18 protein-coding genes and 1 tRNA gene are annotated in these 25,985 nt (G+C 39.6%); 2 read left to right on the top strand and 17 right to left on the bottom strand.

Going from position 1 to position 25,985, the window contains the following annotated elements; translation table 11 throughout:
• Window positions 1–428: 428 nt before the first annotated feature.
• The 14 genes from J7K40_13885 to J7K40_13950 form a co-directional block, all read right to left on the bottom strand.
• Window positions 429–1,781: a sigma-54-dependent Fis family transcriptional regulator gene (locus J7K40_13885; GenBank protein MCD6163487.1), complete on the bottom strand. Its 1,353-nt coding sequence runs from the start codon at window positions 1,779–1,781 to the stop codon at window positions 429–431.
• An 11-nt stretch (window positions 1,782–1,792) separates the two neighbouring features.
• Window positions 1,793–2,995, bottom strand: coding sequence for a PAS domain S-box protein (locus J7K40_13890; protein ID MCD6163488.1), 1,203 nt, complete (start codon window positions 2,993–2,995; stop codon window positions 1,793–1,795).
• Window positions 2,996–3,260: 265 nt separating this feature from the next.
• Window positions 3,261–4,334 carry a chemotaxis response regulator protein-glutamate methylesterase gene (locus tag J7K40_13895; GenBank protein ID MCD6163489.1) on the bottom strand — a complete coding sequence of 358 codons (1,074 nt, stop codon included), beginning with the start codon at window positions 4,332–4,334 and terminating at the stop codon, window positions 3,261–3,263.
• 10 nt (window positions 4,335–4,344) lie between these two features.
• On the bottom strand, window positions 4,345–6,087 hold the full coding sequence (locus J7K40_13900) for a chemotaxis protein CheA (protein MCD6163490.1): 1,743 nt from the start codon (window positions 6,085–6,087) through the stop codon (window positions 4,345–4,347).
• A gap of 101 nt (window positions 6,088–6,188) precedes the next feature.
• Window positions 6,189–6,797, bottom strand: a complete 609-nt coding sequence (locus tag J7K40_13905) for a protein phosphatase CheZ (GenBank protein ID MCD6163491.1) — start codon at window positions 6,795–6,797, stop codon at window positions 6,189–6,191.
• Window positions 6,798–6,810: 13 nt separating this feature from the next.
• Window positions 6,811–7,188, bottom strand: coding sequence for a response regulator (locus J7K40_13910; protein ID MCD6163492.1), 378 nt, complete (start codon window positions 7,186–7,188; stop codon window positions 6,811–6,813).
• A gap of 12 nt (window positions 7,189–7,200) precedes the next feature.
• The gene (locus J7K40_13915) at window positions 7,201–7,593 is read right to left on the bottom strand and encodes a response regulator (GenBank protein MCD6163493.1); all 393 of its coding nucleotides are present in this window, start codon (window positions 7,591–7,593) and stop codon (window positions 7,201–7,203) included.
• 17 nt (window positions 7,594–7,610) lie between these two features.
• Window positions 7,611–8,531: a protein-glutamate O-methyltransferase CheR gene (locus J7K40_13920; protein ID MCD6163494.1), complete on the bottom strand. Its 921-nt coding sequence runs from the start codon at window positions 8,529–8,531 to the stop codon at window positions 7,611–7,613.
• A gap of 107 nt (window positions 8,532–8,638) precedes the next feature.
• On the bottom strand, window positions 8,639–9,052 hold the full coding sequence (locus J7K40_13925) for a response regulator (GenBank protein ID MCD6163495.1): 414 nt from the start codon (window positions 9,050–9,052) through the stop codon (window positions 8,639–8,641).
• On the bottom strand, window positions 9,030–10,874 hold the full coding sequence (locus tag J7K40_13930) for a HEAT repeat domain-containing protein (protein ID MCD6163496.1): 1,845 nt from the start codon (window positions 10,872–10,874) through the stop codon (window positions 9,030–9,032). The genes J7K40_13925 and J7K40_13930 overlap by 23 nt, the downstream gene beginning before the upstream one ends.
• A gap of 20 nt (window positions 10,875–10,894) precedes the next feature.
• Window positions 10,895–11,227, bottom strand: coding sequence for an STAS domain-containing protein (locus tag J7K40_13935; GenBank protein ID MCD6163497.1), 333 nt, complete (start codon window positions 11,225–11,227; stop codon window positions 10,895–10,897).
• Window positions 11,228–11,250: 23 nt separating this feature from the next.
• Window positions 11,251–11,682 (bottom strand): ATP-binding protein, encoded by a 432-nt coding sequence (locus tag J7K40_13940; protein ID MCD6163498.1) that lies wholly within the window; start codon window positions 11,680–11,682, stop codon window positions 11,251–11,253.
• A complete protein-coding gene (locus J7K40_13945; protein ID MCD6163499.1) occupies window positions 11,679–12,995 on the bottom strand; it encodes a SpoIIE family protein phosphatase in 1,317 nt (438 codons plus the stop codon). The genes J7K40_13940 and J7K40_13945 overlap by 4 nt, the downstream gene beginning before the upstream one ends.
• Window positions 12,996–13,046: 51 nt before the next feature.
• Window positions 13,047–13,451 (bottom strand): response regulator, encoded by a 405-nt coding sequence (locus tag J7K40_13950; protein ID MCD6163500.1) that lies wholly within the window; start codon window positions 13,449–13,451, stop codon window positions 13,047–13,049.
• A gap of 328 nt (window positions 13,452–13,779) precedes the next feature.
• Here J7K40_13950 and J7K40_13955 point away from each other — a divergent pair.
• Window positions 13,780–13,851: transfer RNA gene (locus J7K40_13955), tRNA-Cys, on the top strand.
• Window positions 13,852–14,134: 283 nt separating this feature from the next.
• Complete coding sequence (locus J7K40_13960) at window positions 14,135–14,944, top strand: mechanosensitive ion channel (GenBank protein ID MCD6163501.1); 810 nt, start codon at window positions 14,135–14,137, stop codon at window positions 14,942–14,944.
• Window positions 14,945–15,265: 321 nt separating this feature from the next.
• Here J7K40_13960 and J7K40_13965 read toward each other — a convergent pair whose 3' ends face one another.
• From J7K40_13965 to J7K40_13975, 3 genes are all read right to left on the bottom strand, one after another.
• A complete protein-coding gene (locus J7K40_13965; protein MCD6163502.1) occupies window positions 15,266–18,448 on the bottom strand; it encodes a pyruvate, phosphate dikinase in 3,183 nt (1,060 codons plus the stop codon).
• Between the two features lie 211 nt (window positions 18,449–18,659).
• On the bottom strand, window positions 18,660–19,946 hold the full coding sequence (locus J7K40_13970; protein MCD6163503.1) for a Glu/Leu/Phe/Val dehydrogenase: 1,287 nt from the start codon (window positions 19,944–19,946) through the stop codon (window positions 18,660–18,662).
• A 476-nt stretch (window positions 19,947–20,422) separates the two neighbouring features.
• Window positions 20,423–25,324, bottom strand: a complete 4,902-nt coding sequence (locus J7K40_13975; GenBank protein MCD6163504.1) for a T9SS type A sorting domain-containing protein — start codon at window positions 25,322–25,324, stop codon at window positions 20,423–20,425.
• Window positions 25,325–25,985 lie beyond the last annotated feature (661 nt).

The following is a 25,985-nucleotide window of genomic DNA, read 5'->3' on the forward strand; positions in this document are numbered from 1 at the left end:
TTAGCATGATCAATCTCTGGATTTCCAATCAAGTTGGGAATGACGTGGGCAGTGTGGGAATGACGTGGGTAATGTGGGAATGACGTGGGTAGTGTGGGAATGACATAATTATTACATCCGCCTAAGGCGGACAAAAGCCCGGACAGTGGTGAATAATTATATAACGTGTGTGGCCTCTATCTATAGTATTCTCATCCCTTGAGAAAGGTTAGGGGACATATGCAATATACCCCTACGTGATTGATATTATTCCCCTCTTGAGAGGGGTTAGGGGTGTATTTTTAACGCTAAATTTTCAACATAATTCAGAACAATATTTTAATCCATCTGTAATTATATTGCACAATCCGGATTTGTAATTGGTCTAATAAAATGAATATATTGTCGAGCTTCCATACCTGACAACGCCGAGTAATTTTCGCGCTTGACTATTGCTGTGTTCTATATTCGCCTAATTTATTTCTTAGAGTTCTGGAGGTTATGCCAAGTATTTCTGCTGTTCGGGCTTTATTCCAATTGTTAGCCTCTAAGGTTTTATAAATCAAACGCCGTTCCATATCTGCAATTGTAGCTCCCGCTTCATTATCGGTTTTTTCAAAACAGGGCGATCCGATCGCGACTTCCATAGGGAAATCTGAAACTTTCAATTCCTGACCTTTCGACATAACAACCGCGCGTTCAATATAGTTTTCCAATTCTCTGACATTTCCCGGCCAATTATAGCTCATGAAGAATTTAATGACTTTTTCGGAAAGGTTTTTGATTGGAACTCCTTCGCGGTAACAGTATTTTTTTAAAAAGTGATCGAATAATAGAGGAATATCATCAAGCCGTTCTCTCAGCGGCGGCAGATTTATTGGGATAACCTGAAGTCTGAAAAACAAATCATCCCTAAATCTTCCCTTTCTAACTTCCTGTTTAAGTTCACGATTGGAAGTGGCGACAAGCCGAACATCAATAGGAATAGTCTGTCCGGAGCCAAGCCGCTCTATTTCTCTTTCCTGAATTACCCTTAGAAGCTTTACCTGTATTCGGGGAGAGATTTCAGATATTTCATCCAGCAGGAGAGTTCCGCCATTGGCCTGCTCGAAGCGGCCGACAGTTGATTTCACGGCGCCAGTAAAAGCTCCTTTTTCATGGCCAAAAAGTTCCGATTCTATAAGACCTTCGGGCAAGGCGGCGCAATTCATTTTTATAAAAGGCTTTTCCGCCCTATAAGAATTGTAATGGATGGCTCGGGCGACCAGCTCTTTGCCGGTGCCGGTTTCGCCGTTGATAAGCACAGTTGATGGGGAATCGGCAATATTATTGATAATCTCATATATTTTCTGCATATCGGGAGATTTCCCCACAAGGCTATCGAAAGAATAATTCCCCGCAAGTTCCTGTTTAAGTTTTTTATTTTCATCTTTGAGTTTTTTAAACTCTAAAGCTCTTTCGACCAGGATTTCGAGTTCTTTGGCATTGAATGGTTTGGTAACATAATCATAGGCGCCCAGCTTCATAGCCTCAACAGCGTTTTCAATTGTGCCGAATGCAGTTACAACCATAACCCGGCATTCGGGCTGAACTGTAATAACTGCTTTTAAAACACCCAAACCGCTAATTCCCTGCATTTTCAAATCGGTTATAACTAAATCCAACTCCAGCTGGTTAAGTATTTCGACAGCTTTTTCACCCGAGTCTGCCTGCTCGACCTGATACCCTTTTCTTTTTAATACTTCAATTATAAACTCTCGAACCAGGGCATCATCATCAACAACTAAAATTCTTGAATACATACTACAATACCTCAAATTGGCAAATCTATTATAAAAACAGCTCCGCCGTTTTCTGATATTCCGGAATCAATAACGCCATTATGAAAATCAACAACCTTTTTTACCATAGACAACCCCAATCCGATACCGTTGTTGCGAGTAGTATAAAAAGGTTTGAATAATTTTTCCTTTTCTTCTATGGAAAATCCTTTGCCAGTATCAATGAATTTTATTCTTAAATTATTGCTATTTATAATTTCCAAAGTTACGGTTACCGTCCCACCGTCAGGTTCCATAATCTGACAGGCATTTTGAATAATATTGATAAATGCCTGCCGCAGTAATATTGGATCAAACTTGTAAGATATCGATTCGACATCGGTTTTGAAATCGATTACACTATTAACAGCATACGGTTCGTTTGAGAGCGATTTAATAATATTCTCAATAAAGTTCACCATATCAAGTTCGAGATATTTTGGTTCCATTTTCTTTGTGAAATCTAAAAGGCTGGTTATGATTCTGTTTAGCTCTTTTGCGCCGGTTGATATCTTTTTAGATATCAAAGATGAAGAATGGTCTTCAGGCAAATCTCTTTGCAAAAGATCAGTAAAACCAATAATACCGGCTAACGGATTCCTAACCTGATGAGCAACAGTAGCCGCCATCTCACCCAAAGCCGCCAGCGCCGATACATGACGTATGGTTTCTCTCAATTTCTTCTCAGCAGAAATATCATATAATATTTCCACCACGCCGCAAAACACATTATCGTCATCAAAGATTTTGCTTGATGAATAACCTACTGGCTGAGCGCCAAACCATTTTTCGCCATGAACCTTAATTTCCTTGCTTTCCAGCAAATTATATGTTGGCGCATGCTCATCCTGTGGAAAGACATCTTGATAATTAGTATTAAGAATATCAATTTTTGAAATACCTGTCAATCTTTCGGCCGCCTTATTAAATAAATTTATACTCCCGTCAATGCCAAAAACCACAACTCCGGCATTTAGGCATTCGAGGATATTATTCAGATATACCGAAAGTTTGCTGTTGCTTACTAATGCTTCGGTTAACTGTATATTAGTCTGTTCGAGTTGTTGGCTTTGCAGTTCGAATTTTTCTGATATTTCCTGATAATCTTTCTGAAATTTTTCAGCCAAATCAGAAATGGAAATATAAGAATCTGAGATTCTCTTTAAGTTGTTTAATTTTTGATTATCTTTTCTCATAGTTATTATTTTACCATAAACCTGAAATATTTCAATTGTTTTATTTGATTATTTTTCACAACATTTTCTGCGAATTAATAGTACAGCCTGTAAAAATAGAATAATGTTCCCATAACTTTAGTCATAATCAACTTCTTAGTATTTAATTTTGGAGTGTATAACTTCCGAAAAACAACTTCTTACCGTACAACTTTTATCTGAACTCCGTGTTATTGCAGCCAGCATTTTAAATCAAACATCAGGCTGGCAAAAATAAATAGTACTACTAGAAACAATTCACAATTTCTGAAGCCATATGCTGAAGCGGAACAACTCTATCGGCTAAATTATTTTCCACTACTGCTCTTGGCATGCCGTACACTATACATGTTTCTTCATTTTGAGCAAAAACTGCTCCTCCTTTACTTTTAACAAGCCGCATACCCTCCAAACCATCCGCGCCCATTCCGGTTAATATCACTCCAAGAACTCGTGAGCCATACCCCTCTGCTACAGACTTGACCATAACATCCACCGCCGGTTTGTGAAGCGTATCGGTTGGCTCATCAGATAAACGCACTTGCGATAATGATGGCATTTTTCTTACAAGCAAATGTTTATCGCCAGGAGCGATATATACGGTGCCGGGATTTAATTGTTCGCCTTGTTCGGCCTCTTTTACGTTAACTTTAGAAAGTGAATTAAGTCTTTCGGCTAAGGATTTGGTAAACAGCGGCGGCATGTGCTGTACAACTGTTACCGGTACTGGCAGATTTTTTGGTAAAAGCGGAATGATAGCCTGAAGCGCCGGCGGGCCGCCGGTTGAGACTCCGATAGCTATAATGCTTGCGTTTAGCTTTTTTCCCTTACTTTTCAGCGAGCTTGCGCCCATAGTTGTTGCTACGGATATTGTTGGCTTGCTGCTGTTTTTGTTCCGAAAAGCCCTGATAAGACGCGCTTTATTTAAGGCAATATCCTTAATCTTTTTAAGCAATTCCTCTTTTATATTAACAATATCAAGAGCCACAAAAGATAACTGTTTTGGGATAAAATCAACCGCTCCCAGCGAAAAAGCCTCGAGCGTAGCCGATGCCCCGTCAGTAGTAAGCGAACTTAGCATCATAACCGGCGTGGGATTCTCGTTCATTATATGCTTCAAAGCCGTAAGCCCATCCATTCTCGGCATCTCGATATCCAAAGTTACAATATCGGGCTTAAGCTTTTTGACCATCTCGATGCCTTCTAACCCGTTGTTAGCCGTGCCAACAACCTTGATGTCAGGGTCGGACTCTAAAAGCATTGATATTGCTTTCCGCATAAAAGCGGAATCATCTACAACTAAAACTTTTATTTGTATCATGATTTTTCTTCTAAACTAACTCAAAAAGGCTTGCCAGATCTATAATAAGCCTCACTCTGCCGTCGCCCATGATTGTAGCACCCGCCACACCGGGCGTTTCACCCAGGTAATCGCCCATTGATTTAATAACGATTTCTTCTTGTCCGACAAGCGAATCGACGATTAATCCCATTCTCTTTTCGGCTAAACCGACAACCACGATTCTTAAGTTGTCCCTATTTTCGGGAGATATGTTAAATAATACATGAGTTAATTCCACAATAGGCAGTATGCTGTCGCGAAGCTTTATTACCGGTTTTTGATTTATATATTTAACTTGACCTATAGGCACAATCACGGTTTCAATAACTGACGCAAGCGGCACTGCAAAAACATCCTTGCCACACTTTACCAGCAATCCTTGAACTATCGCCAGAGTAAGAGGAAGCCTTATCGTTACCAGAGATCCTTTCCCCTCTTCGCTAGATAGTTCAATAGTGCCTTTTAGTTTTTCAATGTTTGTTCTTACTACATCCATCCCTACACCGCGCCCCGAAACTAAAGTTGTTGTTCTCGCGGTAGATAAGCCGGGTTGGAATATATAGGAAAGAATTTCCTTTTGCGCCATTTGTTCTACAGCCTCAGGAGAAGCTAAACCTTTTTCAATAATCTTCTTCTTAATAGACTCCAAATTCATTCCTTTGCCGTCATCCCCCACCTTGATAACAATATTATTTCCTTCCTGACAAGCAGATAGTTCAATTGTACCGCGTTCAGGTTTGCCGGCGTTCACCCTGTCTTCAGGCAATTCAATTCCATGGTCGGCCGAGTTTCGAATCAGATGCATTAAAGGATCATTGATTTCCTCGATTACCGATTTATCAAGTTCTGTATCCTCGCCTGAAATTTCCAAGTCCATTTTTTTGGATAATTCACGTGAAAGGTCGCGTACAATTCGCGGGAATTTGTTGAATACATGACCAATCTGCAGCATTCTCATTTTCATAATGGCCACATGAAGTTCGGTGGTCATAAAACTGATGTCTGATGCTGCCTGAACAAGTCGTTCTACATTTTGGTCGGCCTCATGTGCGCCCTGAAGTATGTTTGTTGTCTGTATAAGGGCGTTTCTATGAAGCACCAGTTCGCCAACCATATTAACCAAACTATCCAACCTGTCGACGCCAACCCTGATAGTTGATTCGATAACATTGCTTGCGCTTTTCTTAGGTGGCGCAGAACTTGAAACCGCCGCTTCAGTCCGTGGAGATTCCTTTGGCTTATCGGAAGCTGCTGTTTCTGCTTTTATTTCGGTTGTTTCAGCCGCCGTTTCACCTTTGGTTTCCTCTACTTCAACGCTTGCTGAATCAGCTGCTTGCGGTTTTGATTCAGGGAGCGGTTCGCTATTGTAAATTGCGGTTAGCTTAGAAATAATTCCGGAGGTGTCGGTATTACCCTGCTGATTATCGATTATATCCTGTAAAACCAACTTAACATAATCGACAGCCTCAAGCAGAACATCCATTACTTTTTCCGTAACCTGTAGTTCGTTTTTACGAAGCTTATTTAGCACATCCTCCATGCGGTGAGTCAAATTCATCAGGTGGTCATATCCCAGAAACCCGGAGGTACCCTTCATTGTATGAGCGCCCCTGAATATGGAATTTAGTAGTTCTAAGTCATGGGGGTCCTTTTCGAGTTTAATCAGATCTGAATCTAAAGATTCGACAATCTCAGTAGTTTCTATCATAAACTCATCTATAATTTCCTGCATATCATCTAACGAATTATCGGTTTCACTCATTATTTGCTCCAGTAAGAAAAGTTTAGCATTTACACAGTTTTGAAAACTAGATCGGCTATTTCAAAATTATATTACCGGTTTTTAATGATATCATCGATTTCCCGCTGCTGTTTTTTGTCTTCTACGGTAAATTCTGCATTGGGATCGAAAGCGCGCTGTTTTTTAGTGCCTTTGTTTTTAACAATACCATTTTTGTTGCCAATAGCGTTAAGCAGGGACATTAATCTATCCTCAACATCATCAAGCAGCGTTATAGCATGATCCACCTGCTGAGTAGTAATATCCTGAAACTGCATAGCATCCATGATATTGAACAGATCATTGAGATTACTCACGGTATTTTTTCCGACTTTATCCATTAATGACTCTAATTCATTTGATGCTGACAACACTTCTCTGGGGATTAGTTCTTTAATCTTGCTAACCCATTCACTGATTTCAGATTCACGATTATTGATAGCTTCTACCATATCCAAAACTCTATTAGTGGCTTGTTCGGTTTGTTCGGTTACTTTTTCAAGTTGTTGAGCGGTCGTAGGAACTTTTTTAACTGATTCCACAATAGGTTTGCGTATTTGACGGAATGCTTCCATCATTTTACTTACGGATGATGTTAATTCTTTTAATTCGTTGCTTATCATACCGGTAATTTCAATTTTGTTTATCTTTTTTGCTGTCATCCCTAATCCTCCACTAAATAGATTGAAGTACTTGATTAATCTTTTCCGCAAGTGTCTCTGGCGTAAAAGGTTTAACGATGTAATTGTTAACTCCGGCATCCATAGCTTGAATAATATCATCCTTGACAGACCTGGTTGTAATCATCAAAACGGGCATAGATTTTAGACTATCATCGGCTCTGAGCGTAGTAACAAATGTCAAGCCGTCCATTTCGGGCATATTCCAATCAGTAATAACAAAATCGAATTTGTCTATTTTTAGCTTTGCCAAAGCATCTTTACCGTCGCATGCTTCGGCAACATTATTGAAGCCGGCTCTTTTCAATGTGTTGAGAATAATTCTCCGCATAGTTGGAGAATCGTCCACAGCTAATATTTTTATATCAGACACTCTATCCCTCCTTTATATAGCAGGCTGCTTTGTTTTCAGATACTTTGACACTTCAGCCATCAGAACTGGTGGCTTGAAAGGTTTCACTAAATATGACGAGGCGCCAACTTTGGTTCCAAGTTTCTTGTCTTTTTCCTCCTCCTCAGAAGACAGAATGATAATTGGAACATTAGTATACGCAGGGTTTTCCCTAACTGTTTTAATTAATTCGTAGCCGTCAACATTCGGCATGTTAAGATCTGTTATTATCAGGTCAACTTCTTTCTCAAGTGATGACATTTTTTCAATGGCATCCATACCATCACAGGCAGTAACAACCTTACAGCCTGATGACCTTAATGCGAAAGAAACAAATTTGACAACTGTCGGAGAATCGTCAACTACCATTATCAGATTTTCGTTCATATCGTACTCCATAAATATTATTCTTTTTTATACACAAGCCCATTTTTCAAGTAAACAAGTTTAAAAGCCTTGCTAATACCATGCAGCGATTCCGAATGACCAATAAAATAGTAGCCGTTCTTAACAAGACTGCTATAAAAAGATTTAGTTATTTTTCTCTTAACCTCATCCGAAAAATAAATCGTAACATTCCGGCAGAAAATAATATCTATGTTCTTTATTAATGACATTTTTAATGAATCCGTCATATTTATCTGAGAGAATTGAATCAGCTTTTTAACTATGTCATTAATATGATAAACACTGCCTTTTTTAGTAAAATACTTATCTTTATAATATTTAGGAGTAGTCCGCAGAGACAATTCATGATAGATGCCTTTTCTGGCGGCTTGAAGAACATCTAAAGATATATCGTTGGCGATTATCTCAATATTATAAGTTTGCCAATTGGGAATTTTCTCCATAACAGTCATTGAAAGCGTAAATGGTTCTTCTCCGGTAGAACAACCGGCGCTCCATATTCTCAAGTTCTTATTATTGGTTTTAGCTTTTTCTTTTATCACCATAGGTAATACCTCGTCGCTAAAAGCAGTAATCTGAGGTAGATTGCGAAAAAAGGATGTTTCATTTGTCGTCAGCAGGTTCATTAAGACATTGAATTCTTTCAAGCTGGTATCATATTTAACCATATAGAAATAGTCTTTGAAGTTTTTGATGCCGAGTTGATTCATTCTATTCGAAAGACGGTTTTTAATCAGATACATTTTATTTTCATGAAAAAACATGCCGCATTTTTCATGGATGAAATCTCTAAAATTTATAAAATCCTCGGTTTTAAGTTCGATTGTTTTTATTGATACAGAAAATGCTGGCGCAGATTTGACGACCGTACTTCTACCCCCAACATCCTTTTTAGGCAATTTCGCAGTTAATGTCATAATTTCACCTATACTCTTATATCTATTTACCTAAGTATTTAATGATTAAATACACCATTCCTTCTTTAATAAACTGCATGAATCAGTTCGTTAGCTACAGTACCGTTTTATGTGCAGCCTCTTTCCATTCTGTATTTAGCCTCATTTAAAGCGCTTTTCACTGTTTCGGCCAATTCAGTCATTTTGAATGGTTTGACAATATAATTAAATACTCCTTTTCGTATTGATTCTATAGCGCTATCCATTGATGGAAATGCAGTCATAATTATTATCGGCACTTCCGGTTTTTTTCGTTTCAACTCAGATACAACTTGTATTCCATCAACTTCCGGCATTTTCAGATCTACCAAAGCTACCTGAAAACTAACCTCATTGATTATCTTGAAAGCTTCCTTCCCATCACCTGCCATATGAACTTTATAGCCCTGGGATGTAAAAAAATCATAAAGAAGATCCCTTATTAAAAGTTCATCATCCACAACCAGTATTTGAGCATTCTCAGCTTGCATTTCTGCTTTCAATCGCCTCCATAGCGGCATTTCGAATATCTTCGTTTTCTGATTTTGATATTTTTTCCAGTTCCGATACAACTTTAGAATCATCAGCTATTGAAATCAGATTAATTATTGGGATTTGCACAAATGGCGGTTGAGCCGGCATTATTTCAAGCAATTTATCAAGGCAGCTTGCATCGTTGATTGAAGCCAAAGCATTAATAGCATAGAACCGCACCCACATATCATCATCATCAAGAAGAACTCTTATTTTTTCGCCGGCATTTTCACCCAAGATATTCAAATAGGCGTCAACGACAGCTTTTCTGACCTCCGGGTTCTCATCTATAAGCAGATATGTTAATTTATCATCTAAGCCCGGATAGTGCATTTTTGATAAGCCAATAACCGCATGACGGCGCACTTCAGCTTCCTCGTTGCCTAATGAGTTCAGCAATATTTCAACTGCCTGCTGTTCGCCAATCCAGCCTAACCCGCGGACTGCCAATATTTTTCTCTGTATGTTCGAGCTTTCAATATCCCTTTTAAACAGGTTAATTGTTTTTTCGCCGCCAATCAGCACTAATGCGCCAAAACAAGCCTCGCTTACGTCCGAATACTCATCATCAAGATGTTTGGCTATATTCTCAACGATAGACTCATCACCGATATAACCGAGCGTTTTAAGGGCTTCTGCTTTAACATGACCAACATCATCATTTGTGAGACTCAGTAGGACATCAATAGTTTCTTGATTATAGAATTTTGCCAGCGTTTTAGCCACAGCCACTCTAACATCAGGGTTATCAGATTTTGCTTGAGATAGAATAACCTCAAGCAATTCGGGCGATTTTAAAAACGATGATATTTCGATTAGATATGTTTTTATTAAATCCGTACCGTTTTTAACACCGTCAATAATAGCGTTCAACCCGGTACTGCCGGCAATTCTTAGCGCTCCCTGAGCCATTTCAACAACTTCCTGATTGGGAAATTCACACGTTTTGATAAGAGCTTCCACTACCTTATCGCCGCTCCAAAAAGCCATTTCGCCGATAACAGCTTTTTTTACTTCCAGGTCATCGCTGGCTGAAGCCTCTATTAAATAATCAACGAATTTGCCTCCGGAAGCATTGAAGAGTTCGTCTCTACTTCCGGAACCAGCCTTTTTTAGTATCGCTGTCAGAACAAAATTTCTGAGTTCGGGATTTTCAACATTCATCAGCCTTAAGAGGTTCTTTAAAGAATCGGGTGAATCGATTTTACCAATCGCCTCAATAGCGGCATAAGCCAGCACTATGTTGTCGGACTCGGATTTTTCATAGAGTATGGGAATAGCTTTATCAGAGCCTATATTCCCTAAAGATTCGATAACCTGAGGACCGGCATCGGGATGCGAGTTCAGGCATTCTATCAAAGGTTCAATAGCCTCGGCGCTGGTAACCTTGCCTAAAGCTTCCGCCGCTGAACCGATTACGTTTTCGTTTGAGTCTTTCAGTAGTTTTATTAAGACGGGCACATATTGAGAGTCACCAATAAGAGCCATAATATCGACAGCAAATTTTCTAACATCATGGTCGCTTGATGAGCATTCTTTTATCAATGCTTCAGACGCAACTGTTCCCATTTTAACTAAAACTTCTGCAACAAGATTCCGAATAGAAATATCCGGATCATAAAGAAGCGAGCATAATTCTTCAGCCATTTGAGGGGCAGGATTAGCGGCCAATTCATAAGCCGCATCCTCTCGCTCCATTCTGTCGGGGTCTTTCAATTTCAAGACCTGTTCAGAAAGCTTGACATGCTTCTTCTTGCTAATATTCTTTATTGCTGAGGATGAAACTGACATAATTTCTCCTGTAAGTCCGGTTAATAACTAGAAAGCGCCTGTTTTTCATCAGGGAAAATCTCGAAGATGTTTGCAAGCTGAGTTATATCGAATATCTCTTTGACATAAGGCGCCAGATTTGTCAGTTTCATCGACCCTCGCGAGCTGCGCACTTCTTTGAGAATCGATACTAAAGCACCAAGTCCTGAGCTGTTAATAAAATCGACTTTATTAAGGTTTAAAATCATTTTTTTCGATTCCGATTCCAGCACCTGTTTTGATGCATCTTTCAAAGATGAAGCGCTTGTTAAATCAAGCCGACCTTCGATGTTTAGGATGGTAATATCACCTTCCATACGTTTTTGAATATCCATTTTTGCATCCTCCAGCAAATATATTAAGATCTCACTATTTTATTCTCATCAATTTCAATTTCGACAAATACTTCAAATATATTATTACTTATTTTCCTGAATTCTACTTTATCGCATAATTGCTTAATAATTTTTAATCCCCTCCCCGATTCGACATCTGCTGAAGGGTATTCATTCCAGCTAATATTTTTGTCGTCAAATCCCGTCCCTTCATTTATTATCGAAGCTGTAAATTTATTATTTTTGAAACATGTTTCAAAAACAATTTGGGCATCTAACGAGTCTTTATTGCCATATAGATAGGCATTATTATAAGCTTCCGATAAAACGGTCATGATATTGTATGCTTTCTGGCGATCTGAGGTGACATTATTAGCAATAACGCTGAATATATCCTCCGCTATTTTCAGGTATTCCCATCTGGCTGGAAAATATATTTTTAGCGGGCATGTCATTTTTTTACCTCTATATGCATCAAGGTTGTATCATCAACATAGCCAACATCATAAGAGTATTCCTTAAGCAGAATTTTTAAATCATTAACAAAATCATGCCAAGGAGCGTGACAGTGTTTTTTCAGGAATTTTAAGGAATTAGCTAAACCCAGCATTTCTCCTTTCGAGTTGACAGATTCGAAAATGCCGTCAGTGTAAACAATCAACTTATCGCCGGTTTTTAAAGGCGTTTTGTTTTCTATATATTTAATACCGGAAAATTGACCAACGAAAGGACCGCCGGTTTTTAATTTTATTACTTCATCACCGCGGAAAAGATAACCGGGAGGATGTCCAGCATTTACTGATAATAGGATATTTTCTTTTAGGTCGAATAGTCCGAAAAACATGGTTATAAACATACCGCCCATTCTTTGCATATCCCGACATAAAAACTCGTTAAATTTGGCAACGAATTCGGATAAAGAACTAATATCTTCGGCTAGTATGTGAATATACGATCTCGCTGCTGTCATTATCAAAGCCGCCGGCATACCCTTATTAGACACATCAGCAACAATTGCTAGATATTTGCCATCCTCCAATTTGACAATATCATAAAAATCGCCCCCAACCTGACCTGCTTGATGATGATAGACGTTAACATCAATTCCATCATATTCTACATTTTCCTGAGGCATCAGTGTTTGTTGAACATGTTCAGCTATGTCAAGTTCATGTTCGATTTTTTGCTTAATCAGGGCTTCCTCGTGAAGTTCCACATTCATAACAGCCACAGCCGCGAAACTACCGAGAAGTTCCAGGGAAAATCTATCATCTTCATCGAATTCCTGGCCATCTTCTTTATTGGCAATTGTAACGACGCCGACAACTTTATCTTGAGCTTTTAAAGGTGTTGATATAATTGAATTTATGCTAACCTGATGAACTCTAACTTTATCGTTGTCATGGAAACTAAGATTATTTATTGTTATAGATTCACCTGTATTCCTTACATGGTCAATTATATTGACGCCCTGTTGGGTTTTAATTTTCTGAATGTTTTCATATGACAACCCCCAGCTTGCCGTTTTCGGCTGTTCCCCGGAATCAAAAATGATTATCTCGCCTACTTCGCCCTTTACTATCCTTAAGGCGGTCTCAATAACCATAGGGAGAATCATATCCAGGTCGAGAAGAGATGTAAAAACAGCGCCTATATGTGATAGGTCTATAATTTTGTTTATTTGGTCTTCAAGTTTTTCTTCAATTTCGGTAAGCTGTTTTTCTAAAACTTCGCCAATTTGAAAAAAGTCGTCAATTGATTCGCCCATAAAAATACACCTGTATATTTATACTGCTTTTGATTGTTTAGATGCCTAACATCAGGCAGAAGTTTCCTTAATCGAATTATCTATCATCTCCATAACAGCATCTAAGAAAATCGGTTTATGATAGATTTTTTCAATTCCTAATGATTTTTGCATATTGAGCATGTTTTTATCATAATATCCGGAGATTAAAGCAATCGAGATTTGTGGATATTTATCTTTCAAATATCGAACAAGATCAAAGCCATTCTTTCCCGGCATAATGACATCAGAAATAACCATAAAGTATTCATCCGAATTTAGAATTTTCAAAGCCTCATTCACAGAACCAACAATTACCGGAATATAGTTTAACTGCTTGATATAATTGCTTAACAACGATGCCATATCACTTTGGTCATCAACAATTAAAATTTTTTTCGTTTTCTGACCAACTTCGTTTTCTTTAGTTTGGCGCATATTTATAATTCCCTATCAACAACAATTCATTTATAAACATAGTCGGTTAATCATAATAGAATGTTTAGCAGATATTAATGGTATTGTTCATAGTGATTTTAAAATGTTTTGACATTTTTAATAATAAGGAAAGAGATTAGCATTTAGATATCATGATATTAATATAAATAGTGATTTTCTGCTTTAGATTCTATATATGTGAAACTTCCGGAGAACTTCTGCAAGTTTTTTCCTTGACATTCTCAAGCGACTTAGTATTCTATAACGATAATAAATATGAGTCTATTTGAGGGATTCATAGAGAATAATTAAACTGAATACTTTTTTAGGCGGCTTAGCCAAGTGGTAAGGCAGAGGTCTGCAAAATCTCTATTCTCCGGTTCGAGTCCGGAAGCCGCCTTTTTTCTTTTATTATACAAATAATATACTAATCGCTTGGGGTCTATGCTTTTGCGAGAAGCATTCATGGAAATACTTCGGATTTACTATAGATGCCAAGCATCGTCCCAAACCAGATAGCCTCAGATGAGCCGTATGGCTGATTAACAATGTTATGATATCTCATGAAACTCCTGCGCTTATTTATGTTGACATTATAACTTCGAATCTATATTTAGCTTTTTTAATTGCAAGTGGGTTAAGTGATTTATGATAACTTTATATTTAGACAAAAGGAGATTAGAATGGAAAAAGCTATTGAGCAGTTAACTATTTTTGCAACGGGATATGGTTTAAAAATAATCAGCGCTGTATTAATCCTTATTATCGGACGTGTTATTGCCGGCGTTGCGCGAAAATTCGTAATTAAGCTATCAACCAAAGCTAAAATAGACCCGACAGTAATTTCATTTGTCGGGAGCGTTTCTTATGTGCTCATACTTGTATTCACCATATTGGCCGTTTTAGCGAAATTCGGGATTGAAACCGCTTCTATGATAGCAGTGCTTGGGTCGGTCGGATTCGCCATAGGGTTTGCCCTGCAGGGTTCGCTGTCAAATTTTGCGGCGGGATTGCTCATTTTAGTGTTCCGATATTACAAAGTTGGCGATTATATCGAAGCTGCCGGAGTATCAGGCACGGTAAAAGAAATATTGTTGTTTAACACTGTTCTGGCTTCGCCCGACAATGTGAAGATAATGGTGCCCAGCAGTAAAATATTTGGCGATACTATCAAGAATTACTCAGCTAACGACATCAGAAGGATTGATCTGATTGTGGGTGTTGGCTATACATCCTCCATTCAAAAATCGATGGAGATTGTTTCAAAATTACTAAATGAGGATAAAAGGATATTAACAAATCCTAAACCGCAAATAGATGTATCTGAACTTGCCGATTCAAGCGTAAACCTTTTCATACGTCCCTGGGTAAAAAGAGATGATTACTGGGCAGTCAAATGTGATATTACTTACAAAATCAAAGAAGCTTTTGACCGAAATAATATTGAGATACCATTTCCCCAGCAAGTGGTGCATATGGTTTCTGCCGTGTAGAATATTCGGTCTTGAGAGATTTTCCTCTCCCGCATTATTCACAATATTAATATGTGATTATTATACCAGAGCTGTCGGAAGCAACTTCTGACAGCTCAAAAATACAGTCCCTGCGAGTAATGTAGCGACGAAGAAATCTCTTGTTAGACAAAGGATTGAGATTGCTTCGCCCGCCTTCGGAGAACTCGCAATGACTAATTGTAATGAAGTTATTTACGGGATAGCAGATTAGGATGTCTGCTTCTCGTAATGATTTTGAATTGACTGAAATTATATTCTCTTCAGGAAACGCTGATAAAGCTATCCGGGAATTGAGCTGGATTATTTAGTTTGCTTCATTAACTGCAAAGGTCGGGCTGCATCAGTAACTGCCTCGATTTTAATAGCATAGCTTGTCTTCTTGGCAATATCATCATCGGTAATAATATGGATATCCAAAAGGCCACCATTATCAAATCCGGTCTTCTGGTAATTCATCTCAGCCAAACTCAAACTCCACCCCTCCAGCCACAACATAAGCTTTTTACGCTGCTCATCTGTTCCCTGAAAATGAATTAAAACATTAATATCGCTTTCCGGTCCGGCTGTGGCATTTTTAGTACTTCCAAAAACATAAAAACCTTTAACTCCAAAACGATCGGGGGCAATCTGTGAGGCAATTTTTTCAGCCATCTGTAGTCGCCAAGCCCAGTGATTTCCCGATTGCTGTTCGCTATAATCTTCAATACTTTTCCGAAAAGGTGCTTCCTTTGAGGGTTTTGCTAAAATTCCAATCGCTTCATTAAGTTCGGCATTCATGAGCACTTTTAATATTTCACCATCGGTAGAAGCGGATACATCAATCAGCTGTACTGTATCTTTTAGCGATTCATATTTTGGCAAAACTTCAGAAAGGATATTATTTGAGCCTTTCAGGAATTTTTTATTGAATAATGTATTTTTTTCATCCGGATAAAGAGGCAGATAACGAATTCCTGCTTCTACTAAATCCTGGAAAAAATGTGTTCCAAAAGATAAATCAGGCGTGTAATTCCCTTTCTTCCAGGCAATCTCAATAAGCATAGCAGTATTGTTAATATCAGAATAAGTAACATTAACTCCTAGCTTAATATCGCCGCGGCTGCCCCAGCGTCCTGGCCCCATCAAAATAAATTGACGTTTAGGAAGAAGCTTGTTTAACCTGCCAACTGCTCGTCCGACAGAAAGCAGGGATGATTTATCCGATAGCTCGCTATAACTCTGCGGATCAACATATACGATGTGAGTAATATCCGGAATCTTTCCATTGGAAATGTAGCGATTGGCTGAAAACACTATCTTTTCTTTTGGGACATCCTTTGGAATTGGCGAAGGAAAGCTATCCTCCGAATAACTCTGCGGCCGGCATTGCAAAAGATAAAAGTTTTTCCCATCATGAGCAAATTCAATATCAACGGGAGTTTCAAACTTATCTTCCAAAAGCTTTAGAACGTTCCCTATCTGCTTGACAAAAGGAGTATCTGTGATTAGCCCCTCAAATGTTACCAACAGGTCATCCTTTTGATAATCTATGTTAAAGCCTATCGGTTTGCGAATATGATGACCATCAAAAATGGAAACTGCTTTACTGATGCCGGGAATCTGATCGCCGTACTGTTTTAATAAATCATTAATATCGATTGTTTCAAAAGTATTATTTTTCAGATTTACAACATCAATTTTCTTGGGAGAATATCGAACCACTTCATCAGTGGTAACATTAACCCGCAAGCCTGGCTGGCCGGGCGCTATTAAAACGGGATAATCATCAGCTACCCTGTCAACGGCTCGGGTTCCCAATCCGGGGACTAATCTGACTAAACCATCTTTCCGTTTTATTCTTGGCGACCAGCAAAACTCGTTTCTGCTAAAGGCAACTCCGGCAAAAGTAGGGAGGAAATAATCGCCGATTTTAGTTCCTACTACCTCTTGAATCATGATACCCATTTCTTCACTAAAATCAAGCAGCCCCCTCTCGGCTCGATACTCAATCGGATCAGGTCCAAAAACAGAGGCGTATACTTCAGCTATAGCGTCGGTTAATGCCTCGAGCCTTTGCTGCTTACTACCCTGATTAGAAATAAACAGGCTTTTATACTTGCCGGAAAACGCAGTCCCCATCCTGTCTTCCAATAAACTGGAACTCCGAACAATCAAAGGACAATCCTGAAATTCATCAAGAACCATCGCAAGGCTCTGAATGATATCCGGAGGGAAATGACAATTTTTAAATGATTGAACAATATGGGGATATTCAAAGCGAATCTGGTTAATATCTTTGTATTTTTGTTCTATAACTTCACCAAGGTTGTTATATTTTAAGAAATACAGCAATATATTCGATGTGATAAACCACGATCGGGGAATCTTGATATTACTAAGAATATCAGAAGAATCACCGGCCTTTTTAATTATCTGTTCAGCCAATAGTAAACCGGCGCTCTTACCGCCAAGCTGGCCGTGGCTTTCACCGGAATAGATAATATGATCGATTTTATCATGAATATCGTTGATAGTAAAAAAGTTTTTGGCAATATTAATATATTGCATCTGGCTGGAAAGAAGCCGTCGAACAAGAGCAATTTCAACCCCTTTTTTAGTAGCTGGAGGCAACTCAATTCCTTCGGGCGCAATAAAATGATAGCGGCGAACAGCATCAAAAATCTCAGCCAGTGATGAATTCTTGTTGGCTGCATAGGTTAAGAAATTCAGTTTATCCTGCTGTATCCATTTTTGAATCTGGGCAAGTATTTGATCATCATAAACATGCTTCTCGGCAATCTCATAGATTTTATTGCAAAACTCTTCTGATAAGACTAATTCTCTTTTTAGATGCGGCTGGTTATCCTCACCTAAAACTTCTTCTTTATATATATTTTGAATACTGGATTGTTGAAGCAACTGTACCGCCTCATCATATCCGCTCCAACTAAGAAAGTTTAGCATTTTTTGCGTAATGTTCAAATATAGATTTTTATCGGTTTGACGGAGCAGGTTTAAGACAACTCGCCATTCTATTGTTTTATTTTCGGCTATATGTTTTCTGACAGTTCGGTATTCCAAAGAAATCTGTTTCATTCTGTTTATCATCGTAAAATGACCTATCCGGTCGGCAATCATTTTAAGAATCTTGGTCTCTTCTTTAAGAAATGGGCTGTCATCAATGTTGGGCATTTCCTTAGTATAATAGACGCTGATTTTTCCAATTACCTGGTCATGAATGTTTATATCAGCGCTCTGTACCCAAGGGGTTTCTTTAAATCCCCGGGATTTATACTCGGAACCCTCAAGAACAATTTTTACCTGGCAAACATCGGAATATTGCCAGCCTGATGGAATAGATTCTATTGCTCCCCGGCAAACATCCTCTATGGCAACATCAGCTTTATTTATTATTTCTTCCAATCGATAAAGGCAGCTTAATTCCTTTTCCCTTTCTCGAAGGAAACGAATAATATCACTGGTATCTTTCTTCTGCTCATCCATGGCAAATTACTCCTCGCCCATTTCGGCCATCAACTTTTACCTGTAAAGGGGATTGGATTTCAACATATTTTATAAATTTATTTTCCGCATCTGTATTTTGGCAATTGAATCAAGCCAGCACTTTATGTACAATTGTTTCTCGTTACTTGTATTATCATACCGCATCTTTCCGGCTTAGTGCAGAAAGATGCGGCATCAAATTTAAATAAAATTATACCCAGCCACGGTCTTTGCAAGCCTGAGCAACGCGTCCAATAGCAATTACATAAGCGGCATCACGCATATAGAGATTTCTTTTTTTTGCCATTTCGCTAACCGCTAAAAAGGCTGACGTTATTTTAATATCAAGCTTGCTTAAAACCTCATCCTTTTCCCAGAAATAATTCATGTTGCTCTGAACCTGTTCGAAATAACTGCAGGTAACGCCTCCGGAATTACAAAGAAAATCAGGAATCAAGAAAATACCACGTTCTGCGATTACTTTATCAGCCTCAGGGGTTGTTGGTCCGTTGGCGCCCTCGGCGATAATTTTAACCTTTTTACTGATTTTATTAACATTATCTCCCGTTATCTGGTTTTCCAGAGCCGCTGGAATTAAAATATCAACATCCTGCTCAAGCCAGGCATCCCCGGGAAGTATTTCATAACCCTGTTCTTTAGCCTTAGCCTTATCTATTCCGCCAAAACGGTCAGTGATTTTCAGAAGAGCTTTTAAATCTACGCCATCGCTTTTTTTAAAGCTATATGAGGTTTGATCTTTTTGGTCCCAGCAAGAAACGCAAATCACCTTGCCTTGAAGCTGTTCATAGAGTTCAATTGCATATTGGGCAACATTACCAAAACCCTGAACGCTTGCGGTAGTATCTCCGGGCGGTAAATCTAATTCTTTTAAAGCTTCTCTGACATTAAAAATAACTCCATACCCCGTAGCTTCCGTGCGGCCAAGAGAACCGCCCATGCCAACCGGTTTTCCGGTAATTAATCCGGGAGATTTTTGCCCGTGAATGGTTTCATATTCATCGAGCATCCATAACATATGCTGAGCGCTAGTCATAACATCGGGAGCAGGCACATCAACATAGGGTCCTATATCTTTCGATAATTGCCGCACCCAAGCCCTGCATATCTGTTCTTGTTCCCTCATACTCAGATTATGGGGATCGCATATAACGCCGCCTTTACTTCCGCCCAATGGTATATCTACCACAGCGCATTTCCAGGTCATCCACATGGAAAGCGCCTTTACTGTATCTATTGTTTCCTGCGGGTGAAAACGGATACCGCCCTTGGCAGGTCCTCTGGCATCGTTGTGCTGAACTCTAAAACCGCGGAATACTTTCGTACTGCCATCATCCATCCTTACGGGGATGCTTAAATGGTATTCTCTTAACGGCTCTCTCAATAAAGCTCTTGTTGCTTCATCTAATTCCAGTCTGTCGGCTACTTTATCGAACTGAGTCTGAGCCATTTTGAATGGATTATATGCTTTGTTAGCCATTTGATTGATCCTTTCTAATAATAGGATTTAGAACAATTTCTAATACTATGTTTATAAAAAGTAGAGAAAAGCAAAATATTAAAATATCCCAACTTCAACCGGGACATGCAAATTTTACTTTTTTCATTAACAGCGTCTATCATTGCCTTTAAATTCTCCTCAATTAACAAAAAAGTATAATCTTTTCAATATTGCATGTCAAGATTGATTAGGCAATAGTTTCTCTAAATTATTATAAAGTAACGAAATCCATTGGATTTAACAGGCGAACCCGCCAAAACCTGTAAATCGCAGGAGCGCCCGCCTAAAGCGGATAGATATACAAGATGCCCTCACGCTCTACAGTATATATTATTTATGCCCTAATGCATTACTTGCTAACAACTTAAGGGGCGTTCAATTGAACGCCCCTATAGATAGATACTGTTTTTATTCTAAAACAAGCCGCAACTGAGTATGACCTGCTGATTAGACTTTTATTTTAGCAGCAGCATTTTCTTTGTCTGAGCAAACTCGCCTGCCTGTATTCTATAGAAATACATGCCGGATGAATTATTCCGGGCATTCCAGACAACCTGATGATAACCCGCCTGCTTGTTTCCATCAACAAGCTCGGCAACTTGTCGCCCAAGAATATCATATAATATGATGCTAACATAACCCGATTTTGGTAAACCATATTTAATAATTGCGATGTTATTAAACGGATTCGGATAAGACTGATATATAATATAATCATTGGGTACCAGTCTGTCGGCATCATCATCGATACCGGTCAGGTTAGCCGTAAATGTCCACACTTCCGACCAATCGCCCCAGCCGACGCCATTACCGGCTTTAGCACGCCAGTACCAATCATTGTCGTTGATGTAATCAGTGATGTCAATAGATGTTTCATTGCCATCAACAGCGAAGGATATAGCATCTATAAACAGCGTATCCTGGCACAAATCGATTTTAAATGAATCAACATGATTAATCTCATGCCAGATTAAGTATATCGGATCATCTAATAGCGTATCGCTATCGCAGGGGAATATCAATTCGGGAGACGGCGGCAAATATGATTCGCCAACGCCCAATATGCACGGGATAACAATTTCCGGGTTATCGGTGTCATTTACGGCAAGCAGAATATCCGACAGATGCTGACCGATATCAAGACCGGAAGCATCGAATGTAACATCGATAGCCATTGTTTCATCAGGCAGCACAATGCCTTTCATCGGGGAAACAGTCAGCCAGCTTATTGGCAGGCTTATTTTTACCGCCAAATCCGGCTCAATATAAGTTTCATTAAAAGCAACCAAAGTGGCTATGGAAGCGTCATTATTCTGAATGCCTACAGTGCCGCCATTAGCAGCGCCAACAATCTCATCATACTGGAAAAGAATGCTGCCATTATCATAAAGAATTATCTGAAATGTTAATGATGCGCTGGGATCGTTAGCAAGCGGCACATCAATATAGGAAATAACCAAGGAATTATCGGACGAGTAATAATACGCCTGTCCCCTTTCGTTGAAATTCAGATTATCCCAGAACGGAGCAACAAGATTTAGCGGTTCAATTCCATTAGTAGGCAAAGAACGATTGAATGAATTAGCCGCCGCGGATGTAAATGAAATAAACCCGTTGGTGCAGAATCTGAATGTTTCAAAAGTATTTCCATAAAATGGGAATTCAAAACCGATATCGAAAGGCCCAACATTGATATCATCATCAATATCGGTTATTTCAACTCCAACGTCTGAAATATCTACCCAATTGAATACAGGTCCGTTCGGCTCGCGCGAGTCTTTCCATGAATAGCCGAAATCATCAGGACCACCGAAATCCAAAAGTAAATTGTCATCGGAAGGCGAGTTGCTGTTTTTCTTGGAGATAGGTGTTGTTCTATCATGCCTCATTGTCAACGGTATAGCATTATCCGGAGACGATGAAAGCAAAAGCCCGTCTGATTCAATAGAAACATCAAACTCGAGTATGCCCTCGCCGCTGTTAGATAGCAGTATCGGAATAGTTGAAATCTCTCCCTGTTCGAGCGAAACATTAAACGATGACGGATTATAGCCAATATCCGGCAAAACATCAGCGCTCCACCCGTAGCCATGTATAACAACACCATCGATATACCAACCAGCGCGGTTTCCGAAATTATCTGAACCAAAACGGAACTTGGCAATAATCGTTTCGCCGATATAACCGGATAAATCTATATGGCAATATCTCCAGTTCGTTATTATACCGGAGAAACCGGGTTCGCCGTCAAGACCGGTTATGTTTGCAGCGGCATAACCGCCTTCCGGCTCGGCTATTTCCCAAGTCCAACCGCCATCAGATGAAATTGATATATTCCCGCCATCAGCTTGCTGGGTTTCGTACCATTGATAAAATGAAAGAAAAGCTAGAGAATCGCTGATTGAGTAGTATGGAGTATACAACGCGCAATCGGTATTGTTGGGATAATCGCCATCCAAAACAGTAGCCCAAACATTATCGCCATGATAGGCATAATCCGGGCCAGAGGTTGGTGAACCCCATTCCCAAATATCATCACCCTGCCAACCAGCTCCGTCAACTTCGAATGATTCGAGACTTTGAAGCGTAAAACCCAGACTTGTTGTATAGCCGCTCTCAGCTTCAATGACCAGATTAAACGCAACCGAATAGCCAGTAGGAAAATCAGAGCTGGCAGTTACAATAAATGGCTCATCAGTATTATTTGAACTGCCGCCGGAGGGGCTTAAATCGCCAAAGGCACTGCTATTATTTGCAAGGCTAACATACTCATCATCCTCAGACAAAACGCCGGTTACATTATAAGCCTCAGCAGAACCTTTATTTATAATAGCAACAATTACTTCAACCGTTTCACCTGCATCAAGCATACCATTATTATTACCTGAGGCGTCATTTATATCGACAAGAGTAAGTTCTACATTAGGAGCATGGGTAGTTAGATTAAAAAAACTTGTCCAGGTGTCGCGGGCATTTCCGGTAATCTCCAGTTCAAATGGGACAATATGCCCATCAGGAGTAAAATTAGATACCTCGAAAGCATAAGCGTCATCTATATTCAATGTACCGCTGTTGCCGCTTATTGTGCCGAAGGTTTCGGCAGCATCAGTAATCGCAATGAACGTATCGACTGAGCTTAAAGAGGCTGCTACGCTATATGCGGGGTCAAGCCCGGGATTAATCAACTGCATCCCAAGCAGGATATTTTCACCGAAATCAATAAGATTGTTGTTATTGCCGTCGGCATCGTTAATGAAGCAAGTATCATAAAAAACAATCGGCTCTTGAGGAGCTATCACCACGATAGTATCAATATACGGTTTATAATTATGAGCTGAAGCGGTTAAAATAATTCCGCCAAGAGATTGCGGTAGAATAGGCAAACTAACAGTTCCGGAGGAGGCAGTGCCTACTGAATATACTTCATCGCCTTTCCATAGGCAAACCATAGCGTTATACGGCAAACCCGAAACCATAAAATCGGAGCCGCCTATATATGTAGAGTCAGCAAACATCGGATTCATAGTAAGCGGATTTTCGGTAAATATATCTAATGCGGGGTCGCCGATTGAGTTTATTCCGTAATTGAGCCACCTCATGATGCCATCTCCGCATTCGGGGACTTTAGAGGCTTTATGAGCAGCCGCAACAGCTCCCATCCAGTAGGGATAACCCTCAGGTATTCCAATAGATTCGCCGGTGAAAAGATAATGGAAGAAAGCATCCGCATACTGAAAGGAAGCGCCATGCTGTTGATACGGCGGGCCGGGAAAGCCCCAGCCATATCTGCTGCAAGCCTGAAAGCCTACCGCTCCGCCGTTGCCGTTGCGGATAAATCCTTCCGACAGACAGGGGTCATTATGGTAGCTTCCATCGCAATCAAAAGCATTCACGATACATGATATCGAATAAACAATTCCTTGCTCATCGCTGTTGGTCAGCGAAAGCGCATGACCGCTATTGAAGCCGTTGCCGGTTTCCGTTGACCAACCAGTCTGCCAGCCATGGGTTGCCATAAAGAAGAAACTGTAGCCGTCGCTCAGCACATCAATCATATTGGCGGCAGAAACCTGGTAGCTGGGTCCGCCGAAATCCGTATTGGTGTCATAAAAGCGTTTTCTGGCATGAAGCGGCCAGACTGGAGCAACATAGTTGTTCCAGAGGTTTTCGCATTTTGCCTCAGCATCTCCCGAATTCCATAATAATACACCGCATAAAAGCATGGGATCGACAAAGCTGTTATCCGGAGGATTTTTAATATAATTTATGGTTTTATTAACGAAATTATCCGCTTGATAGCTCGCGCGGATAGGAGCGCGGGAAATGAAAACCTCAGGATAAAGATCAATACCGTCAGAATATTCGCCTACTTGAGTATCGCCATCGGAATTCCAGTCGAATCGGTTATCGAAACAGGCATAGAACAGGTCGGTGGGCATAGTATTATCGGTATTGCTGCCGCCATCAGCCAGGCAGTTCTGGTCAGGAACAACAGTATCATCGCCGCCTAACAGGACGAACATTGTTCCCTTGTTTACTGCATAATCATAGATACAGGTTTTTATTTTAAGCTGAGTAGTAGCTCCTTCGTAATTACTGATAATATCCGACATGGTGATAATCTCAGCCGGAAAGCCTGATTGAGTGTGCCAATCTGCTAACGGCCGGTAAGATGCAACAAGATCGTCTTCGGCAATTATCAGGTATTTCACATCATTGGGGTCAATCGGAGAAAGAACTACAGGCTGAAATCGAACATCCGCTGGATTATCCACCATCTTTGAAACAACTGTTCCAATTTCAATTGATGGTGAAAAAGGCGTAAAGACTGCCGAATAATCTACCTCAATTTCCAATTTCTGAAGCAGTTCGAGGCGACCTGAAACCGGATAGTATCTCAAAGGATAGATTATATATCCTGCTAATGAATAGCCGCGCATCTGGCCGCCGCCGCTGAAAAACATGGGACTTGGCGGATAGGGGTTGTCGGATGAGTAGATTGCGTTATTACGTACAATTTCAGGCAAAGGTCCCTTGTATGATATCGGAACCTGTGTTGGCGCCGGTTTGATATTATATTCGCCGGGAAGCTCAATCCAGCTTTCGCTGATAATTCTGATATTATCAGCCTTAGTGCCAAACGGCAATACAATATGCCCCGATTTTGACGGAATAAATGGCTCGCCCGGAATGCCGGTTAAGTCGCAGCCTTCAATTTCCAGCAGATCGCCATATTGATCGCTTGTTGGCTGAATCATATTCTGGTCGAATGCAAACTCATACGAATTCGCCCAGACTCCTGCCGCCGATGCTATAACAAACATCGAAACTAAAATCGCCCTCATTAAACATCTCATGACTATTACTCCCTTAAGTCTTCTTTATATCTCACGGCAACTGCCTTTAAACAGGTCTGAAAGTGAAGTACTGCTAAAAAGGCGCTTACAATAAGATAATAAAATCATAAAATAAATCAACTTGTAAAATCTATTATTATTTTTGGAAATTCTGTTATTGCAGATAAAAACCAGCAGGTCTGTTTCCGAGATATTAATAACTTCAAAAACCAAAACAACAACCTCATGGAACAAAGAAAACTCTAATATAAATATTATCGTCATTCCTGCATATATAGTAATAAATAAAACAGCTTAAAATCAATGATTTTTTGATATCGCTATATTGTGTAGCCAAACTGGTTAGTACTTGCTTGCAAAAATCAGTTTAACATGATTTGGTTTTGATAATGAAAAGCCATTAGATTATTATAAATAATAGCAATAGGTTACCAAGCAGAGCTTGGTAACCAGGAAAAAATACAGGAGAGTCATTGCGAGGAGCAGAGCGACGTGGCAATCTCGTTGTTGCTGTGCTGATTATAAGCATTGAGATTGCCGCGCTCCCTTTGGTCTCCGCCTAAGGCGGAGCAATGACAGATTGGCATGCTGTTGCATTACCCTATAGAGTTTATGAATTATCCGGATTAGACTAACTACAAACTGACACACAAAAGGGCGT

It is taken from the genome of Candidatus Zixiibacteriota bacterium, assembly GCA_021159005.1.
Classification (GTDB): Bacteria; Zixibacteria; MSB-5A5; order UBA10806; family 4484-95; genus JAGGSN01.

Bases quoted from the DNA above. Each gene is read 5' to 3' on its own strand.
- J7K40_13915 (MCD6163493.1), bottom strand. From the start codon at position 7,593: ATGAACGAAAATCTGATAATGGTAGTTGACGATTCTCCGACAGTTGTC.
- J7K40_13960 (MCD6163501.1), top strand. From the start codon at position 14,135: ATGGAAAAAGCTATTGAGCAGTTAACTATTTTTGCAACGGGATATGGT.
- J7K40_13885 (MCD6163487.1), bottom strand. From the start codon at position 1,781: ATGTATTCAAGAATTTTAGTTGTTGATGATGATGCCCTGGTTCGAGAG.
- J7K40_13920 (MCD6163494.1), bottom strand. From the start codon at position 8,531: ATGACATTAACTGCGAAATTGCCTAAAAAGGATGTTGGGGGTAGAAGT.
- J7K40_13975 (MCD6163504.1), bottom strand. From the start codon at position 25,324: ATGAGATGTTTAATGAGGGCGATTTTAGTTTCGATGTTTGTTATAGCA.
- J7K40_13935 (MCD6163497.1), bottom strand. From the start codon at position 11,227: ATGGATATTCAAAAACGTATGGAAGGTGATATTACCATCCTAAACATC.
- J7K40_13900 (MCD6163490.1), bottom strand. From the start codon at position 6,087: ATGCAGGAAATTATAGATGAGTTTATGATAGAAACTACTGAGATTGTC.
- J7K40_13890 (MCD6163488.1), bottom strand. From the start codon at position 2,995: ATGAGAAAAGATAATCAAAAATTAAACAACTTAAAGAGAATCTCAGAT.
- J7K40_13930 (MCD6163496.1), bottom strand. From the start codon at position 10,874: ATGTCAGTTTCATCCTCAGCAATAAAGAATATTAGCAAGAAGAAGCAT.
- J7K40_13945 (MCD6163499.1), bottom strand. From the start codon at position 12,995: ATGGGCGAATCAATTGACGACTTTTTTCAAATTGGCGAAGTTTTAGAA.
- J7K40_13950 (MCD6163500.1), bottom strand. From the start codon at position 13,451: ATGCGCCAAACTAAAGAAAACGAAGTTGGTCAGAAAACGAAAAAAATT.
- J7K40_13895 (MCD6163489.1), bottom strand. From the start codon at position 4,334: ATGATACAAATAAAAGTTTTAGTTGTAGATGATTCCGCTTTTATGCGG.
- J7K40_13965 (MCD6163502.1), bottom strand. From the start codon at position 18,448: ATGGATGAGCAGAAGAAAGATACCAGTGATATTATTCGTTTCCTTCGA.
- J7K40_13970 (MCD6163503.1), bottom strand. From the start codon at position 19,946: ATGGCTAACAAAGCATATAATCCATTCAAAATGGCTCAGACTCAGTTC.
- J7K40_13905 (MCD6163491.1), bottom strand. From the start codon at position 6,797: ATGACAGCAAAAAAGATAAACAAAATTGAAATTACCGGTATGATAAGC.
- J7K40_13940 (MCD6163498.1), bottom strand. From the start codon at position 11,682: ATGACATGCCCGCTAAAAATATATTTTCCAGCCAGATGGGAATACCTG.